This window comes from Hespellia stercorisuis DSM 15480 (assembly GCF_900142165.1).
GTDB lineage: Bacteria > Bacillota > Clostridia > Lachnospirales > Lachnospiraceae > Hespellia > Hespellia stercorisuis.
In genome coordinates this window covers 30,332-44,005 of sequence record NZ_FQZY01000034.1, presented here as the reverse complement: position 1 = coordinate 44,005, position 13,674 = coordinate 30,332, and the positions used below count along the sequence as shown (strand labels likewise).

At 48.8% G+C, this 13,674-nt stretch carries 14 protein-coding genes; 13 read left to right on the top strand and 1 reads right to left on the bottom strand.

All coding sequences use genetic code 11. The features are described from left to right. Nucleotides 1-310: IS66 family transposase (locus tag BUB85_RS12100; RefSeq protein ID WP_143160711.1), on the top strand; the 310-nt coding region annotated here is incomplete at its 5' end. Between the two features lie 341 nt (nucleotides 311-651). Here the strand turns inward: BUB85_RS12100 and BUB85_RS12095 are convergent. After that, nucleotides 652-1,290 carry a cytidylate kinase-like family protein gene (locus BUB85_RS12095; RefSeq protein WP_073110816.1) on the bottom strand — a complete coding sequence of 213 codons (639 nt, stop codon included), beginning with the start codon at nucleotides 1,288-1,290 and terminating at the stop codon, nucleotides 652-654. 481 nt (nucleotides 1,291-1,771) lie between these two features. Here BUB85_RS12095 and BUB85_RS12090 point away from each other — a divergent pair, with 481 nt between their 5' ends. The 12 genes from BUB85_RS12090 to BUB85_RS12035 all read left to right on the top strand — a co-directional run bounded on the left by BUB85_RS12090 (nucleotide 1,772) and on the right by BUB85_RS12035 (nucleotide 13,636). Further along, nucleotides 1,772-2,059, top strand: coding sequence for a hypothetical protein (locus BUB85_RS12090; protein WP_073110814.1), 288 nt, complete (start codon nucleotides 1,772-1,774; stop codon nucleotides 2,057-2,059). Between the two features lie 139 nt (nucleotides 2,060-2,198). Next, nucleotides 2,199-3,590 carry an asparagine--tRNA ligase gene (asnS, locus tag BUB85_RS12085; protein WP_073110812.1) on the top strand — a complete coding sequence of 464 codons (1,392 nt, stop codon included), beginning with the start codon at nucleotides 2,199-2,201 and terminating at the stop codon, nucleotides 3,588-3,590. Nucleotides 3,591-3,775: 185 nt separating this feature from the next. Then, nucleotides 3,776-4,825: a metallophosphoesterase family protein gene (locus BUB85_RS12080; RefSeq protein WP_073110810.1), complete on the top strand. Its 1,050-nt coding sequence runs from the start codon at nucleotides 3,776-3,778 to the stop codon at nucleotides 4,823-4,825. Between the two features lies 1 nt (nucleotide 4,826). Then, a complete protein-coding gene (locus BUB85_RS22215; protein ID WP_073110808.1) occupies nucleotides 4,827-6,788 on the top strand; it encodes an ATP-binding protein in 1,962 nt (653 codons plus the stop codon). Between the two features lie 80 nt (nucleotides 6,789-6,868). Continuing rightward, nucleotides 6,869-8,203, top strand: coding sequence for a CCA tRNA nucleotidyltransferase (locus tag BUB85_RS12070; protein ID WP_073110806.1), 1,335 nt, complete (start codon nucleotides 6,869-6,871; stop codon nucleotides 8,201-8,203). Between the two features lie 226 nt (nucleotides 8,204-8,429). Continuing rightward, a complete protein-coding gene (locus BUB85_RS12065) occupies nucleotides 8,430-9,680 on the top strand; it encodes a protein kinase family protein (protein ID WP_143160710.1) in 1,251 nt (416 codons plus the stop codon). A gap of 145 nt (nucleotides 9,681-9,825) precedes the next feature. Next, nucleotides 9,826-11,559, top strand: coding sequence for a phospho-sugar mutase (locus tag BUB85_RS12060; RefSeq protein WP_073110802.1), 1,734 nt, complete (start codon nucleotides 9,826-9,828; stop codon nucleotides 11,557-11,559). Between the two features lie 246 nt (nucleotides 11,560-11,805). Beyond that, the gene (locus tag BUB85_RS12055; protein WP_073110800.1) at nucleotides 11,806-12,084 is read left to right on the top strand and encodes an HU family DNA-binding protein; all 279 of its coding nucleotides are present in this window, start codon (nucleotides 11,806-11,808) and stop codon (nucleotides 12,082-12,084) included. A 102-nt stretch (nucleotides 12,085-12,186) separates the two neighbouring features. Next, a complete protein-coding gene (locus BUB85_RS12050) occupies nucleotides 12,187-12,426 on the top strand; it encodes an RNA-binding S4 domain-containing protein (RefSeq protein WP_073110798.1) in 240 nt (79 codons plus the stop codon). Between the two features lie 209 nt (nucleotides 12,427-12,635). Next, nucleotides 12,636-12,923 carry a sporulation protein YabP gene (gene yabP, locus BUB85_RS12045; protein ID WP_073110796.1) on the top strand — a complete coding sequence of 96 codons (288 nt, stop codon included), beginning with the start codon at nucleotides 12,636-12,638 and terminating at the stop codon, nucleotides 12,921-12,923. A gap of 6 nt (nucleotides 12,924-12,929) precedes the next feature. Further along, nucleotides 12,930-13,259 (top strand): spore cortex biosynthesis protein YabQ, encoded by a 330-nt coding sequence (yabQ, locus tag BUB85_RS12040; protein ID WP_073110794.1) that lies wholly within the window; start codon nucleotides 12,930-12,932, stop codon nucleotides 13,257-13,259. A 59-nt stretch (nucleotides 13,260-13,318) separates the two neighbouring features. After that, complete coding sequence (locus BUB85_RS12035) at nucleotides 13,319-13,636, top strand: FtsB family cell division protein (RefSeq protein WP_073110792.1); 318 nt, start codon at nucleotides 13,319-13,321, stop codon at nucleotides 13,634-13,636. Nucleotides 13,637-13,674 lie beyond the last annotated feature (38 nt).

Below are 13,674 nucleotides of genomic sequence, written 5' to 3'. Positions count from 1 at the left end.
AACCAAAAAGCGTGGTCGAAAGAAAAAGACCAAGGTACTAAATCTAATTGACAGACTTGTGAATTACAAGGCATCAGTCTGCTTATTTATAAAGAATCTCTGTGTTCCGTTTGATAATAACCTTGCGGAACGTGATTTGCGCATGATTAAGGTTAAAACCAAGGTCTCAGGATGTTTTCGCAGTGAGGAAGGCGCACAGGAATATCTTACAATCATGAGCTATATTGGGACTGCTCATAAGCATGGAATAAATGCTTTTACAGCAATCAGAGAAGCCCTTTTAGGGAATTCCGATATCATCTTTAACTAATGGAGTTCTGAACAGTTACATTTTTTTCATAATATATTTCCTCTTTTCTTTTTTATTTGTGTCTGCTGCGATTCCCAAAGGCGTTAAGTGTTTTCGATATACCGCTACTTTGAAGCTTCACCCTACCATGTAGTGGCTGATTTTCGAATACAAAAAAGGTGCTTTGCAGAAAACAATTCTGCTCAGCACCTTCGCTTCAACGTCCTTAAGATAGTTTTAATTTTATGTTTCGTGTATGGGAAAGTCAATCCCTGAAAAATTTTTCTATTATTCATCTAAAATATCGTTTCTTTTTATATTGTTCCTATATACATCTACAATAAATCAGTTGCTATCTGGTGTCAAGACAGTTGGTTCGCATACGCGTAAATTGCGTCGGCCGCCGCGTCAATTCCCATGCTTCGGATATTCAGACTCATGTCGTAGCTTTCTGGATTATCCCACTGATGGCGAGCATATTTTTCAAAATAGGATTTTCGTTCGCCGTCAATCTCGCGGATATGTGCGAGAGCCTGTTCATCACTGAGATGCAGCATCTTTTTGGCCATGGAGACGCGGTAACTGAGTTCTGCACAGGTGAAAACTTTTACGCATTTTGGATGCCTGGACAGTACATGACACCCCACATGATCAATTATGATACAGGATTGTTCTTCGGCCAACTCTTCGATGACCGTGCTCTGTACACTGTAAATTTTTTGCAGAAGTTCCTTGTTGGGCATCATTTCCTGATTTTCGATCTCGTTGATGCGGTTTACAAGTGAATAAATCAAACTCTCATTGCTGCCAATGCCGGCAAAACGTTCTGCCTGATAGAAATAGTCTTTTTTGATTCCGCTTTTCGCAGAGGCTCGGTCGATAATTTCATCATCAAAAACTTTGATTCCCAGTTTGTCAGCAACTTTGGCGCTGACTTTTCCACCCATGCTCCCGTATTGTCTATTGATTGTAATTACCAGTTTTTGTTTCATCTGTTTCATTTTGCTCCTCCCATGCATGTGTGATTCAATAAAAAAGGCGTTTCAAACAATTTGTTTGAAACACCTTAGTTTCGATATCATACATTTTCTAATTAGATTGCTAATTTCTACTTATTATAGGTGAGATATTTTTGTGTGTCAAGGAAATGAAACTGCTTGATTTATATTCTACGTATTCGCTAAAAAGGACTTCTGTTTACAGCCGGATGTCGGCTGATTTTATGTGCATTCACCTGTAAATACAGCTAGAATAAAACTGAAAAAACTCAGGCTTGTGCAGAAAAAAGAATTCGTGCATAATGAAAATGTTGCTTTATGTTTTTAGCTTGATTGCAGCTTATGGCTGCGGTATGGAATATTATGTAAAAAGCTTCGTATCAGCAAGATTAAAATTATGATAGAATATATAACGAGTTGATTTTTCGGGCAGCGAATATCCGGTTTGACTTAATTACAGCATTTCAGAAAGGACGAACAGACTATGATTACAAAAGAAGGAATCCCATTTTTAGGACTGAAGAAATTTCCCCATACCGGGAGCTATGAGGGAATGCGCTACTATATAAAGTCACTGGACAAGGGAGAGAGCGTGACGGCATTTGTCTATCCGGAGCCGTACTGTTTTGAGAATACGGCAGATGAGGAGAAGACAAGCCAGGCATTTCCATTTACCGCGGAGGGGATGGACGAGCTGGTGGAGTGGCTGAATCAGCAGTATACCGGTGATGTCGAGAGATGGAAGAGCGCGAAGGAGATGTCCTGGGCGTAGTGGAAACGGGGGGCGAATCGGGGAACCGGAGCAGTTCAGTCTCTTTTGCGTGTTTTGTGTATTTTCAAAAAAATACAGATATGGTATACTAAATACATTTAGTGAGGTTTTATCAATTGGGGAAAAGGAGAACTAAATCATGAAGTTAACAACAGTAAAGGAATTATACAAGAATCCAGAGCAGTTTCTGGATAAGGAGATCACCATTGGAGGGTGGATCCGCAGCATTCGTGATTCCAAGACATTTGGATTTATCGTGGTGAACGACGGATCTTACTTTCAGCCGCTGCAGGTGGTGTATCATGACAGCATGGAGAATTTTGCCGATATCTCTAAACAGAACGTGGGGGCTGCGCTCGTTGTGACCGGAACACTGGTGGCGACGCCGCAGGCGAAGCAGCCGTTTGAGATTCAGGCAACAGAGGTGGCCGTGGAAGGCGGCTCCGCTCCGGATTATCCGCTGCAGAAGAAACGTCACACACTGGAATATCTGCGGACCATCTCGCATCTGCGTCCGAGAACGAACACATTTCAGGCAGTGTTCCGCGTGCGCTCGCTGATTGCATATGCGATTCACCAGTTTTTCCAGGAGAGAGGTTTTGTCTACGTACACACACCGCTGATCACCGGAAGTGACTGCGAGGGTGCGGGCGAGATGTTCCGTGTGACGACGCTGGATATGGAGAACCTTCCGAAGAACGAGGATGGGACTGTGGATTATTCGAAGGACTTCTTTAATAAAGAGACCAGCCTGACCGTGAGCGGACAGCTCAACGGTGAGACTTATGCACAGGCGTTCCGGAGCATCTATACATTTGGTCCGACGTTCCGCGCGGAGAACTCGAACACCACAAGACATGCGGCCGAGTTCTGGATGATCGAGCCGGAGATCGCATTTGCGGATCTGGAGGACAATATGAATCTGGCGGAGGATATGCTGAAATATATCATCAACTACGTGCTGGAGGAAGCGCCGGAGGAGATGAATTTCTTCAATTCTTTTGTGGATAAGGGACTGTTGGAGCGCCTGAAGCTGGTTGCATCTTCTGATTTTGCAAGAGTAACCTACACCGAGGCAGTTGAGATTCTCGAGAAACACAACGACAAATTTGAGTACAAGGTATCCTGGGGAACAGATCTGCAGACGGAGCATGAGCGCTATCTGACAGAGGAGATCTACAAACGTCCGGTATTCGTGACAGATTATCCGAAGGAGATCAAGGCCTTCTACATGAAGATGAACGAGGATAACAAGACGGTGGCAGCAGTGGACTGTCTGGTACCTGGAATCGGCGAGATCATCGGCGGCAGCCAGAGAGAGGACGACTACGAGAAGCTGGTTGCCCGCATGAAGGAGCTGGAACTGAGAGAAGAAGATTACCAGTTCTATCTGGATCTGAGAAAATATGGTTCTACGAGACATGCCGGATTCGGTCTGGGATTCGAGCGCTGCGTGATGTACCTGACAGGAATGTCGAATATCCGCGACGTCATTCCATTCCCGAGAACAGTGAACAACTGCGAGCTGTAGAAGCGCGTGGATAAAGAAAGAATATCAGTTATAAAAGACTGGTGGCTATAAAAACGTGACAGAGATTTTTTAACGTTCAACGGTATCTGCTCAATTGGGGACAGAGCAAGGAGCAATTGGGGACGTAGCAAAGTTGCAACTTTGCTACGTCCCCAATTGACCCAATTGACGAAAGGAGGAGTTTGATGAAATTCATTCATATTGCGGACGTACATCTGGGGGCGGCTCCGGAGGCGGGGAAATCATACAGTGAGACGAGAGGTCAGGAGCTGTGGGACAGCCTTGGACGCGTCATTGACCGCTGTGAGGACGAGCAGACGGATCTTCTGCTGATTGCAGGGGATATGTTTCATCGGCAGCCGCTTCTGCGGGAATTGAAGGAAGCGAACTTCCTGTTCTCGAAGCTGAGTCACACGAAGGTAGTCTTTATTGTGGGAAATCACGATTATCTGAAGGCGGATTCTTATTATAGAACTTTTACATGGAATGAAAATGTGTATCCGCTGTTGGACCGGAGACTGGACTGCGTGGAATTTCCGGAGCTGGACACGGCAGTGTTTGGGTTCAGCTATGATGCGCGGGAGATCACAGAGCCGCTGTACGATGACGTGACGGCGCCGCGGGAGCATGGCGTGGAGATCCTGCTGGCTCACGGCGGGGATGAGAAGCACATCCCGCTGAATAAAGAAAAGCTTAAAAATTCTGGATTTGATTATATTGCGCTGGGACATATTCACAAGCCGCAGATTCTGCTGCCGGACAAGGCGATGTTTGCCGGGGCACTGGAGCCGCTGGACAAAAATGATACCGGAATGCACGGGATTGTGGCAGGGACATTCACAGATACGGAAATGTCTCTGGAATTTATTCCGACGGCGATGCGGGAGTACATTCACCTGCAGGTGATGGTGGATGAGTCGATGACGAGCGGTGCACTCAAGGCGCGTGTGAAGGCAGAGATCGAAAGTCATGGAACCGGGAACATTTATAAGGTGATCCTGCGGGGGTTCCGCGACCCGGATATCCTGTTTGATCTGGACAGCATGGACGCGTACGGCAACATCATCGAGATGGCAGACGAGACGAAGCCGGCTTACGACTATGAGAAGCTGATGGAGCAGAATGCAGACAATCTGCTGGGCAAATTTATCGCAAAGTTCATGGGGAGCGACGAGGACAGCGTGGAGTACCAGGCACTGTATGAGGGCGTGCAGGCGCTTTTGGAGGAACGATAGCATGATGCAGATTCGAGAGTTATATTTGAAAAATTTTGGGAAATTTTCCGACCGGACGTTTCTGATCAGGGGCGGAATCCACATTTTCTATGGGGAAAATGAGTTTGGAAAATCCACTTTATATACATTCATCAAGGGGATGCTGTTCGGAATCGAGCGCGGCCGCGGGCGGGCGTCCAGAAATGATACGTTCAGTCAGTATGAGCCGTGGGAGAATCCGAATTATTATGCCGGCGTCATGCGGTTTTGCTGCGACGGGAAGAACTTTCGTCTGGAGCGCAGCTTTGACAAGTATTCCAAGAGCTCCAGTCTGATCTGCGAGGATGATGGCGAGGAGCTCTCGCTGGAGCAGGGGGATCTGGACATGCTTCTGCAGAACATGACGGCGTCCACATTTGAAAATACGATCGCGGTGGGGCAGCTCTGCGTGGAGACGAATCAGGAGCTGTCGAAGGAACTGAAAAATTACGCGGCGAATTATTATGCCACAGGAAACAGCGACATCAATCTGCAGGGGGCCCTGGATCACCTTCAGAGCAAGAGGAAGGCGGCGGATGCCGCCATGAAGCAGGTGGCCCAGGAGAAGGCACGTGCCAGAGCGAAGGTGGAGCAGGAGAAAAATTATGTGCACCGGGATCTGGAGAAGCTGAAGCGGGATGAGGCGGAGATTGAGCTGGAAATCCGGAAAAATGCGAGTCTGGCCAGACAGCTGGAGACGGAGATTCAGGCGATGGAGGCCGAGGAGCGCAAGAGGCGCGCGGAGGAAGAGCGTGCGGAGAGAGAACGTGTGGAGGCAGAGTGTACGAAAGAAGAGTACATGGAGAAAGAGCGCACGACGGACGGCTGTGTGGAAGAAGAGTGTGCGGAGGAAGAGTACGCGGAATTCGCGAAACCTACAGAGTCCCCGAAACCTGCAGAGTCCGCGAAATCCACAGAACCCCTATGGAAAGCCGTTGGCAGACATTACGTGACGATTATAATCGCTCTTGTGGCCGCTGTGGCTGCGCTGCTTGCAGTGCCGAAGCCCTGGAATTATCTGGGGGCCCTGGGAGCGGCTGTCATTGCCATTGCAGTGCTCTCCTTCCAGGTCTTGTCCGACCGCAGCCGCGAGGTGCAGGAGCAGACCGCACTGCGGGAGCGGGAGGAACAAGAGCGGGCATGGAAAGAGCAGGAGAGAGCGCGGGAAGAGCTGGAGCGAGAGCGGGAAAGACTGGAAAGGGAACGCGCTGTGGCCGAGGCTGAGGCCAGAGCGGCCCGGGAGACTGCGGAGCGTGAGGCAAAGCTTGCCCGTGAGGCGGCAGAAGCAGCCAGGCTGGCTGCGGCCAGGGAGTTGGAGCAGACGAGACAGGCGGCCCGGCGCAGGAGTGCGCTGCAGGAGAAAAAGAACCGGGTGGACAAGCTGCACTGGGAATCCAACCGGATTCAGGCGGAACTTCAGGAAAAACAGGTTATGTACAGCAATCTGGAGGAGCAGCTCTCGGAACTGGATGAGGTGAGTGAGGAGTACATGCAGCAGAACCGGAAGAGTCAGGCGCTGCTGTTAGCGGAGCAGGAACTGACCACAATTTCGAAGGAGATCGTGGGTGAGTTCGGAAATGTGCTCAATGACAAAGCCTCTGCGGTGATCGCGGCGATCACAGAAGAAAAATATACGAAGTTATATATTGACGAGAAGCTGAATATGTTTTTACTTACCCAGGAAAAACGGATTCCCATCGAGCAGGTGAGCCGCGGAACTATCGAACAGGTCTATTTTGCATTGCGTATGGCGGCGGCAGAAATCCTTTACGGGGAGGAATTTCCGGTGATTCTGGATGACACTTTTGTATTTTATGATGAGAATCGCTTAAAAACTACATTAAAATGGTTGAGTGAACATAAAAAACAGGTTATAATATTTACTTGTCAAAAAAGAGAGGCCGATATGCTGTCAAGGCTGGGGATTTCCTATAGTATGAACTAGCACAATCCTATTTGGCCAGCGGACTGTGTTGCCGTCAATCGCCGATGCCGCCGCATTATATTGGAAAGAGGGAGTTATCCATGAAGATACCATTGCCGAATAAGGTAAATTTTATTATAACAAATCTACAATTGCATGGATTTGAAGCATATATCGTAGGGGGATGTGTGCGGGATTCTGTTCTCGGGAGAGTGCCGAAGGACTGGGACATCACCACATCGGCCACGCCGGAGAAGGTGAAGAAAATATTTCGGCATACCATCGACACGGGCATTGAGCACGGGACGGTGACAGTCATGGTCGGAAAAGAAGGGTTTGAGGTGACGACCTACCGGATTGACGGGGAGTACGAAGACAACCGTCATCCGAAAGAAGTGGTATTCACCCGGAGTCTGGAGGAGGATCTGAAGCGCAGAGATTTCACGATCAATGCGATGGCTTACAACGATATGGAGCGTCTGGTGGACATTTTCGGCGGGATGAAGGACCTCAACAGCCATATCATCCGCTGCGTCGGGGATCCGCGGGAACGGTTTCAGGAGGATGCACTGCGTATGCTGAGAGCTGTCCGGTTCTCGGCCCAGCTCGCATTTCCTATTGAGGAGGAGACGGCGGAGGCAATCCGGGATCTGGCCGGGAATCTGGAAAGCATCAGCGCGGAACGTATTCAGGCCGAGCTGGTGAAGATGGTGACCTCCGACCATCCGGAACTAATTCGGGATGCCTACGAACTGGGAATCACCAGAGTGATTCTGCCGGAGTGGGATGAGATGGCAGGCGTGAAACAGAACACGCCCCATCACATTTACAATGTGGATTTACATACGATTGAAGCGATGAAAAATGTGCCGCCGGATAAAGTCCTGCGTTTGACAATGCTGTTCCACGACATGGGGAAACCGCAGATGAAGACCACGGATGCGAAGGGCGTGGATCATTTTAAGCAGCATGCACTGGTGAGTGAGGAAATCGCCCGCAGAGTGCTGCGCCGTCTGAAGTTCGACAACGAGACGGTCAGAAAGGTGACGCGTCTTGTGTGTTACCACGACTACCGGACGGTCGCGACGCCGAAGACGGTGCGCCGCGCCATGTACCGTATTGGGGAAGAGCTGTTTCCGCAGTATCTGGAGGTGAGAATGGCGGACATCATGGCGCAGAGCAGCTATGAGCGCCGCGCTAAGATCGAAAATATCCAGGACATGCAGAAAATTTATCAGGAGGTTCTCTCCAGCAAGGACTGTGTATCGCTGAAGCAGCTTGCGGTGACGGGGCGCGATCTGATGGAGCTCGGCATGAAGCCGGGGAAGGAGCTGGGGGATATGCTGAACTATCTGCTGTCGATCGTGATCGATTATCCGGAAAAGAACGACAAGAAGGAGCTGCTCCGGCTTGCGGCGATCAAGATACGGGCGTGATCATCCGTAGACACACCTTTGTATTTCCGGCGTACGGAGCAATATGTGCTGCTTTTTCAGGATAAAGGATTGAGAAGCAGGACAGAGAAATCCCGGCACAGGTTAACCGGACTTTATCCATACTTTCATAAAAAATAATGGCCAAGACAGGGGAGCATAATTTCAGGCTCCCCTGCATACATTTAGGAAGGTGACGAAAGTGACAGAATGTATGCAGGGGGCAGGTATGAGAGATTATGAACTGGATGTCTTGGAACAGTATCCTATAGAGATCATGAGCACCCGCAAAATAAGGGGTGCTTATTTTTGCGAAACAAATGAGGGGATCATGGCGCTCTCGGCGGCTCCATTTGCGGAGAAGAGGGCGGCACTCGTCCACACACTGTGCAGCGGACTGGAGGAGCGCGGGTACGAGCGGGTCGATACACTGCTTGCCAACAAAGAGGGGAAGTTCGTCAGTGAGCGGCGGGATGGCAGCCGTTATATTCTCAAGAAATGGTATCAGGGGGCGGAGTGCGATGTGAAAAATGAGCGGGATGTTCTCGGCGCGGCGAAGAATCTTGCGCGGCTGCATCTGTTGATGACCGGCGATATTATGCGGCGGGAGCCGGTGGTCTGCGCGGGAAAGAGCGCGGAAACCGGTGGGGAGAACTGCGCGGAGCGTTGCACGGAAAACGGCACGGGAAATGGCGGGGGAAAGAGTGCGGGAATGTGCGGGGAAAACTGCGCGGAGCGGTGCACGGGAACCGGTGCGGGGTGCGGATCGGCCGGGATGGAATCAGCCAGGACAGGAGAGACAGCGATGGAAATGGTGTCAGAATGCCGGGAGCAGCCGGAAGATGCCGTACAGGAGGAAGAAAGCTTGTCCGGACTTCTGGGGAATGCCAGAAATCTGACGGAGGAATACCGGCGCCACAACATGGAGCTGAAGAAGGTCCGCAGGTTTGTCAGGAACCGAAGCACAAAGAGTGCATTTGAGACAGAGTTTCTCGCCTGCTTTGACGAGATGTTCGAGGTCGCACAGAACACACAGGATCGACTTGCAATTTCTGATTTTGAGCATCTGTACGAAATGAGCATGCAGGAGCAGACACTGATTCACGGAGACTACAACTATCACAACGTGCTGATGGCGCCCGGCGGGATCGCAACCACGAACTTCCATCATTTCCGCATGGATGTACAGGTGGCGGATCTCTATTATTTCCTGAGAAAAGTTATGGAAAAATACCGCTGGAGAAGCGGGCTGGGCAGCAGGATCCTGGATATGTACGCAGGAATCTGCCCGCTCACAGAGGAAGAGCTGGAGTACATCGCCATCCGTCTGACGTACCCGGAAAAGTTCTGGAAGATCGTCAACGCCTACTACCTCTCCAACAAAGCCATGGTATCTGTAAAAAACCGTGAGAAGCTTCGCGCGGCAACAGCCGAAACCACGGAGCGACTCCGGTTCGTAAAAACCGTATTCCTGGGGTAGGGGGCAGGGCCGCAGGACTCTCTCCCCGGCGGTGCCCCTCCGCTTTTCACAACACCAATAATTGCACACTTTGGGGAATATAATTACTTCCTTTTTGAAATATGCTGTTGTATAATGGAACATATAAAATTAGGGAGGTACACATATGGAATACCAGGAAAGATATCAGGAATGGTTATCGAACCCATACTTCGATGCAGATACAAAAGCAGAGTTGGAGGCCATCAAAGCGGACGATAACGAGATCAAAGAACGTTTCTATACGGATTTGGAATTTGGTACAGCAGGTTTACGTGGAATTATCGGAGCGGGCACGAACCGCATGAACATTTACACGGTCAGAAAAGCAACCCAGGGGCTTGCCAACTACATTGTGAAGTGCGGCGGTAAAGAGCGCGGCGTTGCCATTGCTTACGATTCACGTCATATGTCACCGGAGTTTGCAGAAGAATCTGCACTCTGTCTGGCTGCAAATGGAATCAAAGCATTCGTGTTTGAGTCGCTGAGACCGACACCGGAACTGTCGTACGCAGTGCGTGAGCTGAACTGCATCGCAGGCATCAACATTACAGCAAGCCACAATCCATCTAACTATAATGGTTATAAAGTGTACTGGGAGGACGGCGCACAGATCACACCGCCTCACGACAAAGGCATCATGGATGAGGTAAAAGCAATCGAAGATTACACCACCATGAAGACTACGTCCCTGGCAGATGCGAAGAGTGCAGGATTATACGAGTCAATCGGAGCAGCAATCGATGACACTTATATGGCTGAACTGAAAAAACAGGTAATCCATGCGGATGCAATCGCAGCGGAAGGCAAGAACCTGAAGGTTGTCTACAGCCCGCTTCACGGAACCGGCAATATTCCGGCGAGACGTATCCTGAAGGAGCTGGGATTTGAGAATGTTTACGTGGTAAAAGAGCAGGAACTTCCGGATGGAGATTTCCCGACTGTTTCATACCCGAATCCAGAGTCGGACGAGGCATTTGTACTCGGATTGAAGCTGGCAAGAGAAGTGGATGCTGATATTGTGCTTGCGACGGATCCGGATGCCGACAGACTGGGTGTGTTCGTTAAAGATACAAAGTCCGGAGAGTACAAGGTTCTGACCGGTAATATGTCAGGCTGTCTGCTCTGTGATTACGAAGTGGGGCAGATGAAAGCGACAAAGGGACTTCCGGATGACGGATTTGTTATCAAGTCGATTGTTACATCTACGATGGCGAATGCGATCGCCAAGTATTATGGGACAGGCTTCAGAGAAGTGCTGACCGGCTTCAAATTCATCGGACAGCAGATTCTGGAATTTGAGAAGACAGGAAAGGGTCAGTATCTCTTTGGATTTGAAGAGAGTTACGGCTGCCTGATCGGTACATATGCAAGAGACAAAGATGCGATCGTTGCGACCATGGCACTCTGTGAGGCGGCTGCTTACTACAAGACACAGGGAAAGACTCTGTGGGATGCAATGCTCGATATTTATGAGAGATACGGATATTATAAAGAATCAATTCAGGCAATCACACTTGCCGGAATTGAGGGACTTCAGAAGATCCAGGAGATTCTCGACACACTGAGAAAGAACCCGCCGGCAGAGATTGGCGGATACAAGGTTCTGAGAGCGAGAGACTACAAGGAAGACACCATCAGGGACATGAAGACCGGCGATGTGACACCGACCGGACTTCCATCCTCCAACGTGCTCTACTATGAGCTGGAGAACGATGCATGGCTCTGCGTGAGACCTTCCGGAACAGAACCGAAAGTCAAATTCTATTACGGAATCAAAGGAAGCTCCCTTGAGGATGCAGATGAAAAATCAGACAGCCTGGGTAAAGAAGTGCTCGCGATGATCGACAAGATGCTGTAATCTGTGAAAACCGAGTAAGGACAGGGAATGGCAGAGGATAATAACATTCTGTGAATAAAGTGGAAAAAAACGGTAAAAAACGACCAAAACCCTCCCGAAATGGGCGAAATACCTTGACAAACAGGGGGTGAGCGGGTATAACATTAGATAAGGGCGACCTTCACGCAAAGGACAAAGTGTGAAGCCTGCTCACAACACGTGTAGAGTACAAGGTATTCTAATATAATTAAGAGGAGGAATTAATCCATGAACAAAACAGAATTAATCGCAGCTATTGCTGAGAAGGCAGAACTATCAAAGAAAGACTCTGAGAAAGCGCTGAAGGCTTTTGTTGATGTTGTGACAGATCAGTTAAAAAAAGATGAAAAAATCCAGTTGGTAGGTTTTGGTACATTCGAAGTAAGTAAGAGAGCTGCAAGAGAAGGTAGAAATCCTCAGACAGGAAAAACAATGAAGATCGAGGCCTGCAAGGCACCTAAGTTCAAAGCTGGAAAAGCTTTAAAAGACGCTGTGAATGAAAAATAGACACGCTATGTTAAGCGGTGTGAATAGAGTGAGAAGCGGTTCGGATGTTTGTGTCCAGACCGCTTCTTATTTTAACTTTGGGTAAAAGGAGTAAGACAAATTATGAGATTAGACAAATTTTTAAAGGTATCCCGCCTGATTAAGCGCCGTACGGTGGCCAATGAGGCATGTGATGCAGGACGGGTTTTGGTCAATGGCAATGTGGCGAAGGCATCTGTCAAGATCAAGGTCGGAGATATTATCGAGATCCAGTTCGGAACCAGGACGGTAAAAGTGCGCGTGCTGGACATCCAGAACACGACGAAAAAAGAAGCAGCCAAAGAACTGTTCGAGTATCTATAAGAGACGGGTAGGGGACAGGTTGAGGGGCAATTGGGGACGTAGCAAAGTGACACTTTGCTACGTCCCCAATTGCCCCTCAACCTGTCCCCTTCCGTCCCCTACGATTCGAACTGGAATATCTCGCCCGCCACCGGCATATATATAATAGAGCAGGTTACAGAATCTGGTATCGAAGAATCACCCGCACAAAGTAACGGAGGTCAGAGCATATGGAAGAACATCTGCCCGTAAAGGCGCATAAACTGGTAATCAATAATCGAAAGACGAGCACGGCAACCGGTGTGCTGGATGTGCTTTCTTTTGATCTGAACGAAATCCTTCTGGAGACGGAGCAGGGAATGCTTCTGATGAAGGGGAAGGATCTTCACGTCAACCGGCTCAGTGTAGAGAAGGGGGAGGTCGATATCGTGGGGGAGATCGACAGCGTCAATTACTCCGAGACACACCTGAGCGGCAAGGCAGCCGGAGAGACTTTTCTCGCAAAGCTGTTTAAGTAAGAGCGTATGGCGGGATTAAAGAATGAGGGGATAGTTTTTTTATATGCGCTGCTGACCGGAATGACGGCCATGAGTATTTACTACCTGCTCATCGTGCTCCGCGGGATTTTCCGGCATGGCAGAAAAATCGTGGAACTGGAAGATCTGATTTTCTGGGTGGGAATCAGTATCTTTTTTTATTATCGCATGTATGTCACAACTTATGGTAGCATTCGGTGGTATTTTGTACTAGGTGTTGTTGGTGGCGTTTTTCTCTGCGTTTTTGTGAAAAAGAAATTGATGTTTTTTCTGTTGGAAATTGAGAAAAGACTTGAAAAGTCTTCGAAAAACAAGTAGAATAAAATTACTTAAGTAGGGGTGCTTAATGTAATGAATAAGATGGGTGAGTACAAAATATGGCAAAGCAAAACAAGCGCGTTATCAGACAAAAAACACGTGTAAAGCGTCATAAAAGAAGTATGATGTTGATCAGCGCCGTTCTGCTGCTGCTCACTGTTATGGTGTTTGCAAAATCGATGGAGCTGCAGGCAAAGAACAAGGAGTACAAGAAACAAGAGACGGAGCTGAAGAGTCAGATCGCAGAGCAGAAGGAACGCTCGAAAGAGATCGCAGAATTTAAGGATTATGTGGTGACTGACGACTACGTGAAGGAGATCGCGGAGGAGCGTCTTGGACTGGTTGACCCGAATGAGGTCATATTCAAGGCACAGTAATGAAGTAAGAAGAATAATCGTACAAAAGAAAGCTTTAG

What these genes read in the sequence shown, in the direction of transcription:
- BUB85_RS12095 (WP_073110816.1), bottom strand. Translation starts at nt 1,290, where the DNA reads ATGAAACAGATGAAACAAAAACTGGTAATTACAATCAATAGACAATAC.
- BUB85_RS12060 (WP_073110802.1), top strand. Translation starts at nt 9,826, where the DNA reads ATGGAATACCAGGAAAGATATCAGGAATGGTTATCGAACCCATACTTC.
- BUB85_RS12070 (WP_073110806.1), top strand. Translation starts at nt 6,869, where the DNA reads ATGAAGATACCATTGCCGAATAAGGTAAATTTTATTATAACAAATCTA.
- BUB85_RS12035 (WP_073110792.1), top strand. Translation starts at nt 13,319, where the DNA reads ATGGCAAAGCAAAACAAGCGCGTTATCAGACAAAAAACACGTGTAAAG.
- asnS (WP_073110812.1), top strand. Translation starts at nt 2,199, where the DNA reads ATGAAGTTAACAACAGTAAAGGAATTATACAAGAATCCAGAGCAGTTT.
- BUB85_RS12065 (WP_143160710.1), top strand. Translation starts at nt 8,430, where the DNA reads ATGAGAGATTATGAACTGGATGTCTTGGAACAGTATCCTATAGAGATC.
- BUB85_RS12080 (WP_073110810.1), top strand. Translation starts at nt 3,776, where the DNA reads ATGAAATTCATTCATATTGCGGACGTACATCTGGGGGCGGCTCCGGAG.
- yabP (WP_073110796.1), top strand. Translation starts at nt 12,636, where the DNA reads ATGGAAGAACATCTGCCCGTAAAGGCGCATAAACTGGTAATCAATAAT.
- BUB85_RS12055 (WP_073110800.1), top strand. Translation starts at nt 11,806, where the DNA reads ATGAACAAAACAGAATTAATCGCAGCTATTGCTGAGAAGGCAGAACTA.
- BUB85_RS12050 (WP_073110798.1), top strand. Translation starts at nt 12,187, where the DNA reads ATGAGATTAGACAAATTTTTAAAGGTATCCCGCCTGATTAAGCGCCGT.
- BUB85_RS22215 (WP_073110808.1), top strand. Translation starts at nt 4,827, where the DNA reads ATGATGCAGATTCGAGAGTTATATTTGAAAAATTTTGGGAAATTTTCC.
- BUB85_RS12090 (WP_073110814.1), top strand. Translation starts at nt 1,772, where the DNA reads ATGATTACAAAAGAAGGAATCCCATTTTTAGGACTGAAGAAATTTCCC.
- yabQ (WP_073110794.1), top strand. Translation starts at nt 12,930, where the DNA reads ATGGCGGGATTAAAGAATGAGGGGATAGTTTTTTTATATGCGCTGCTG.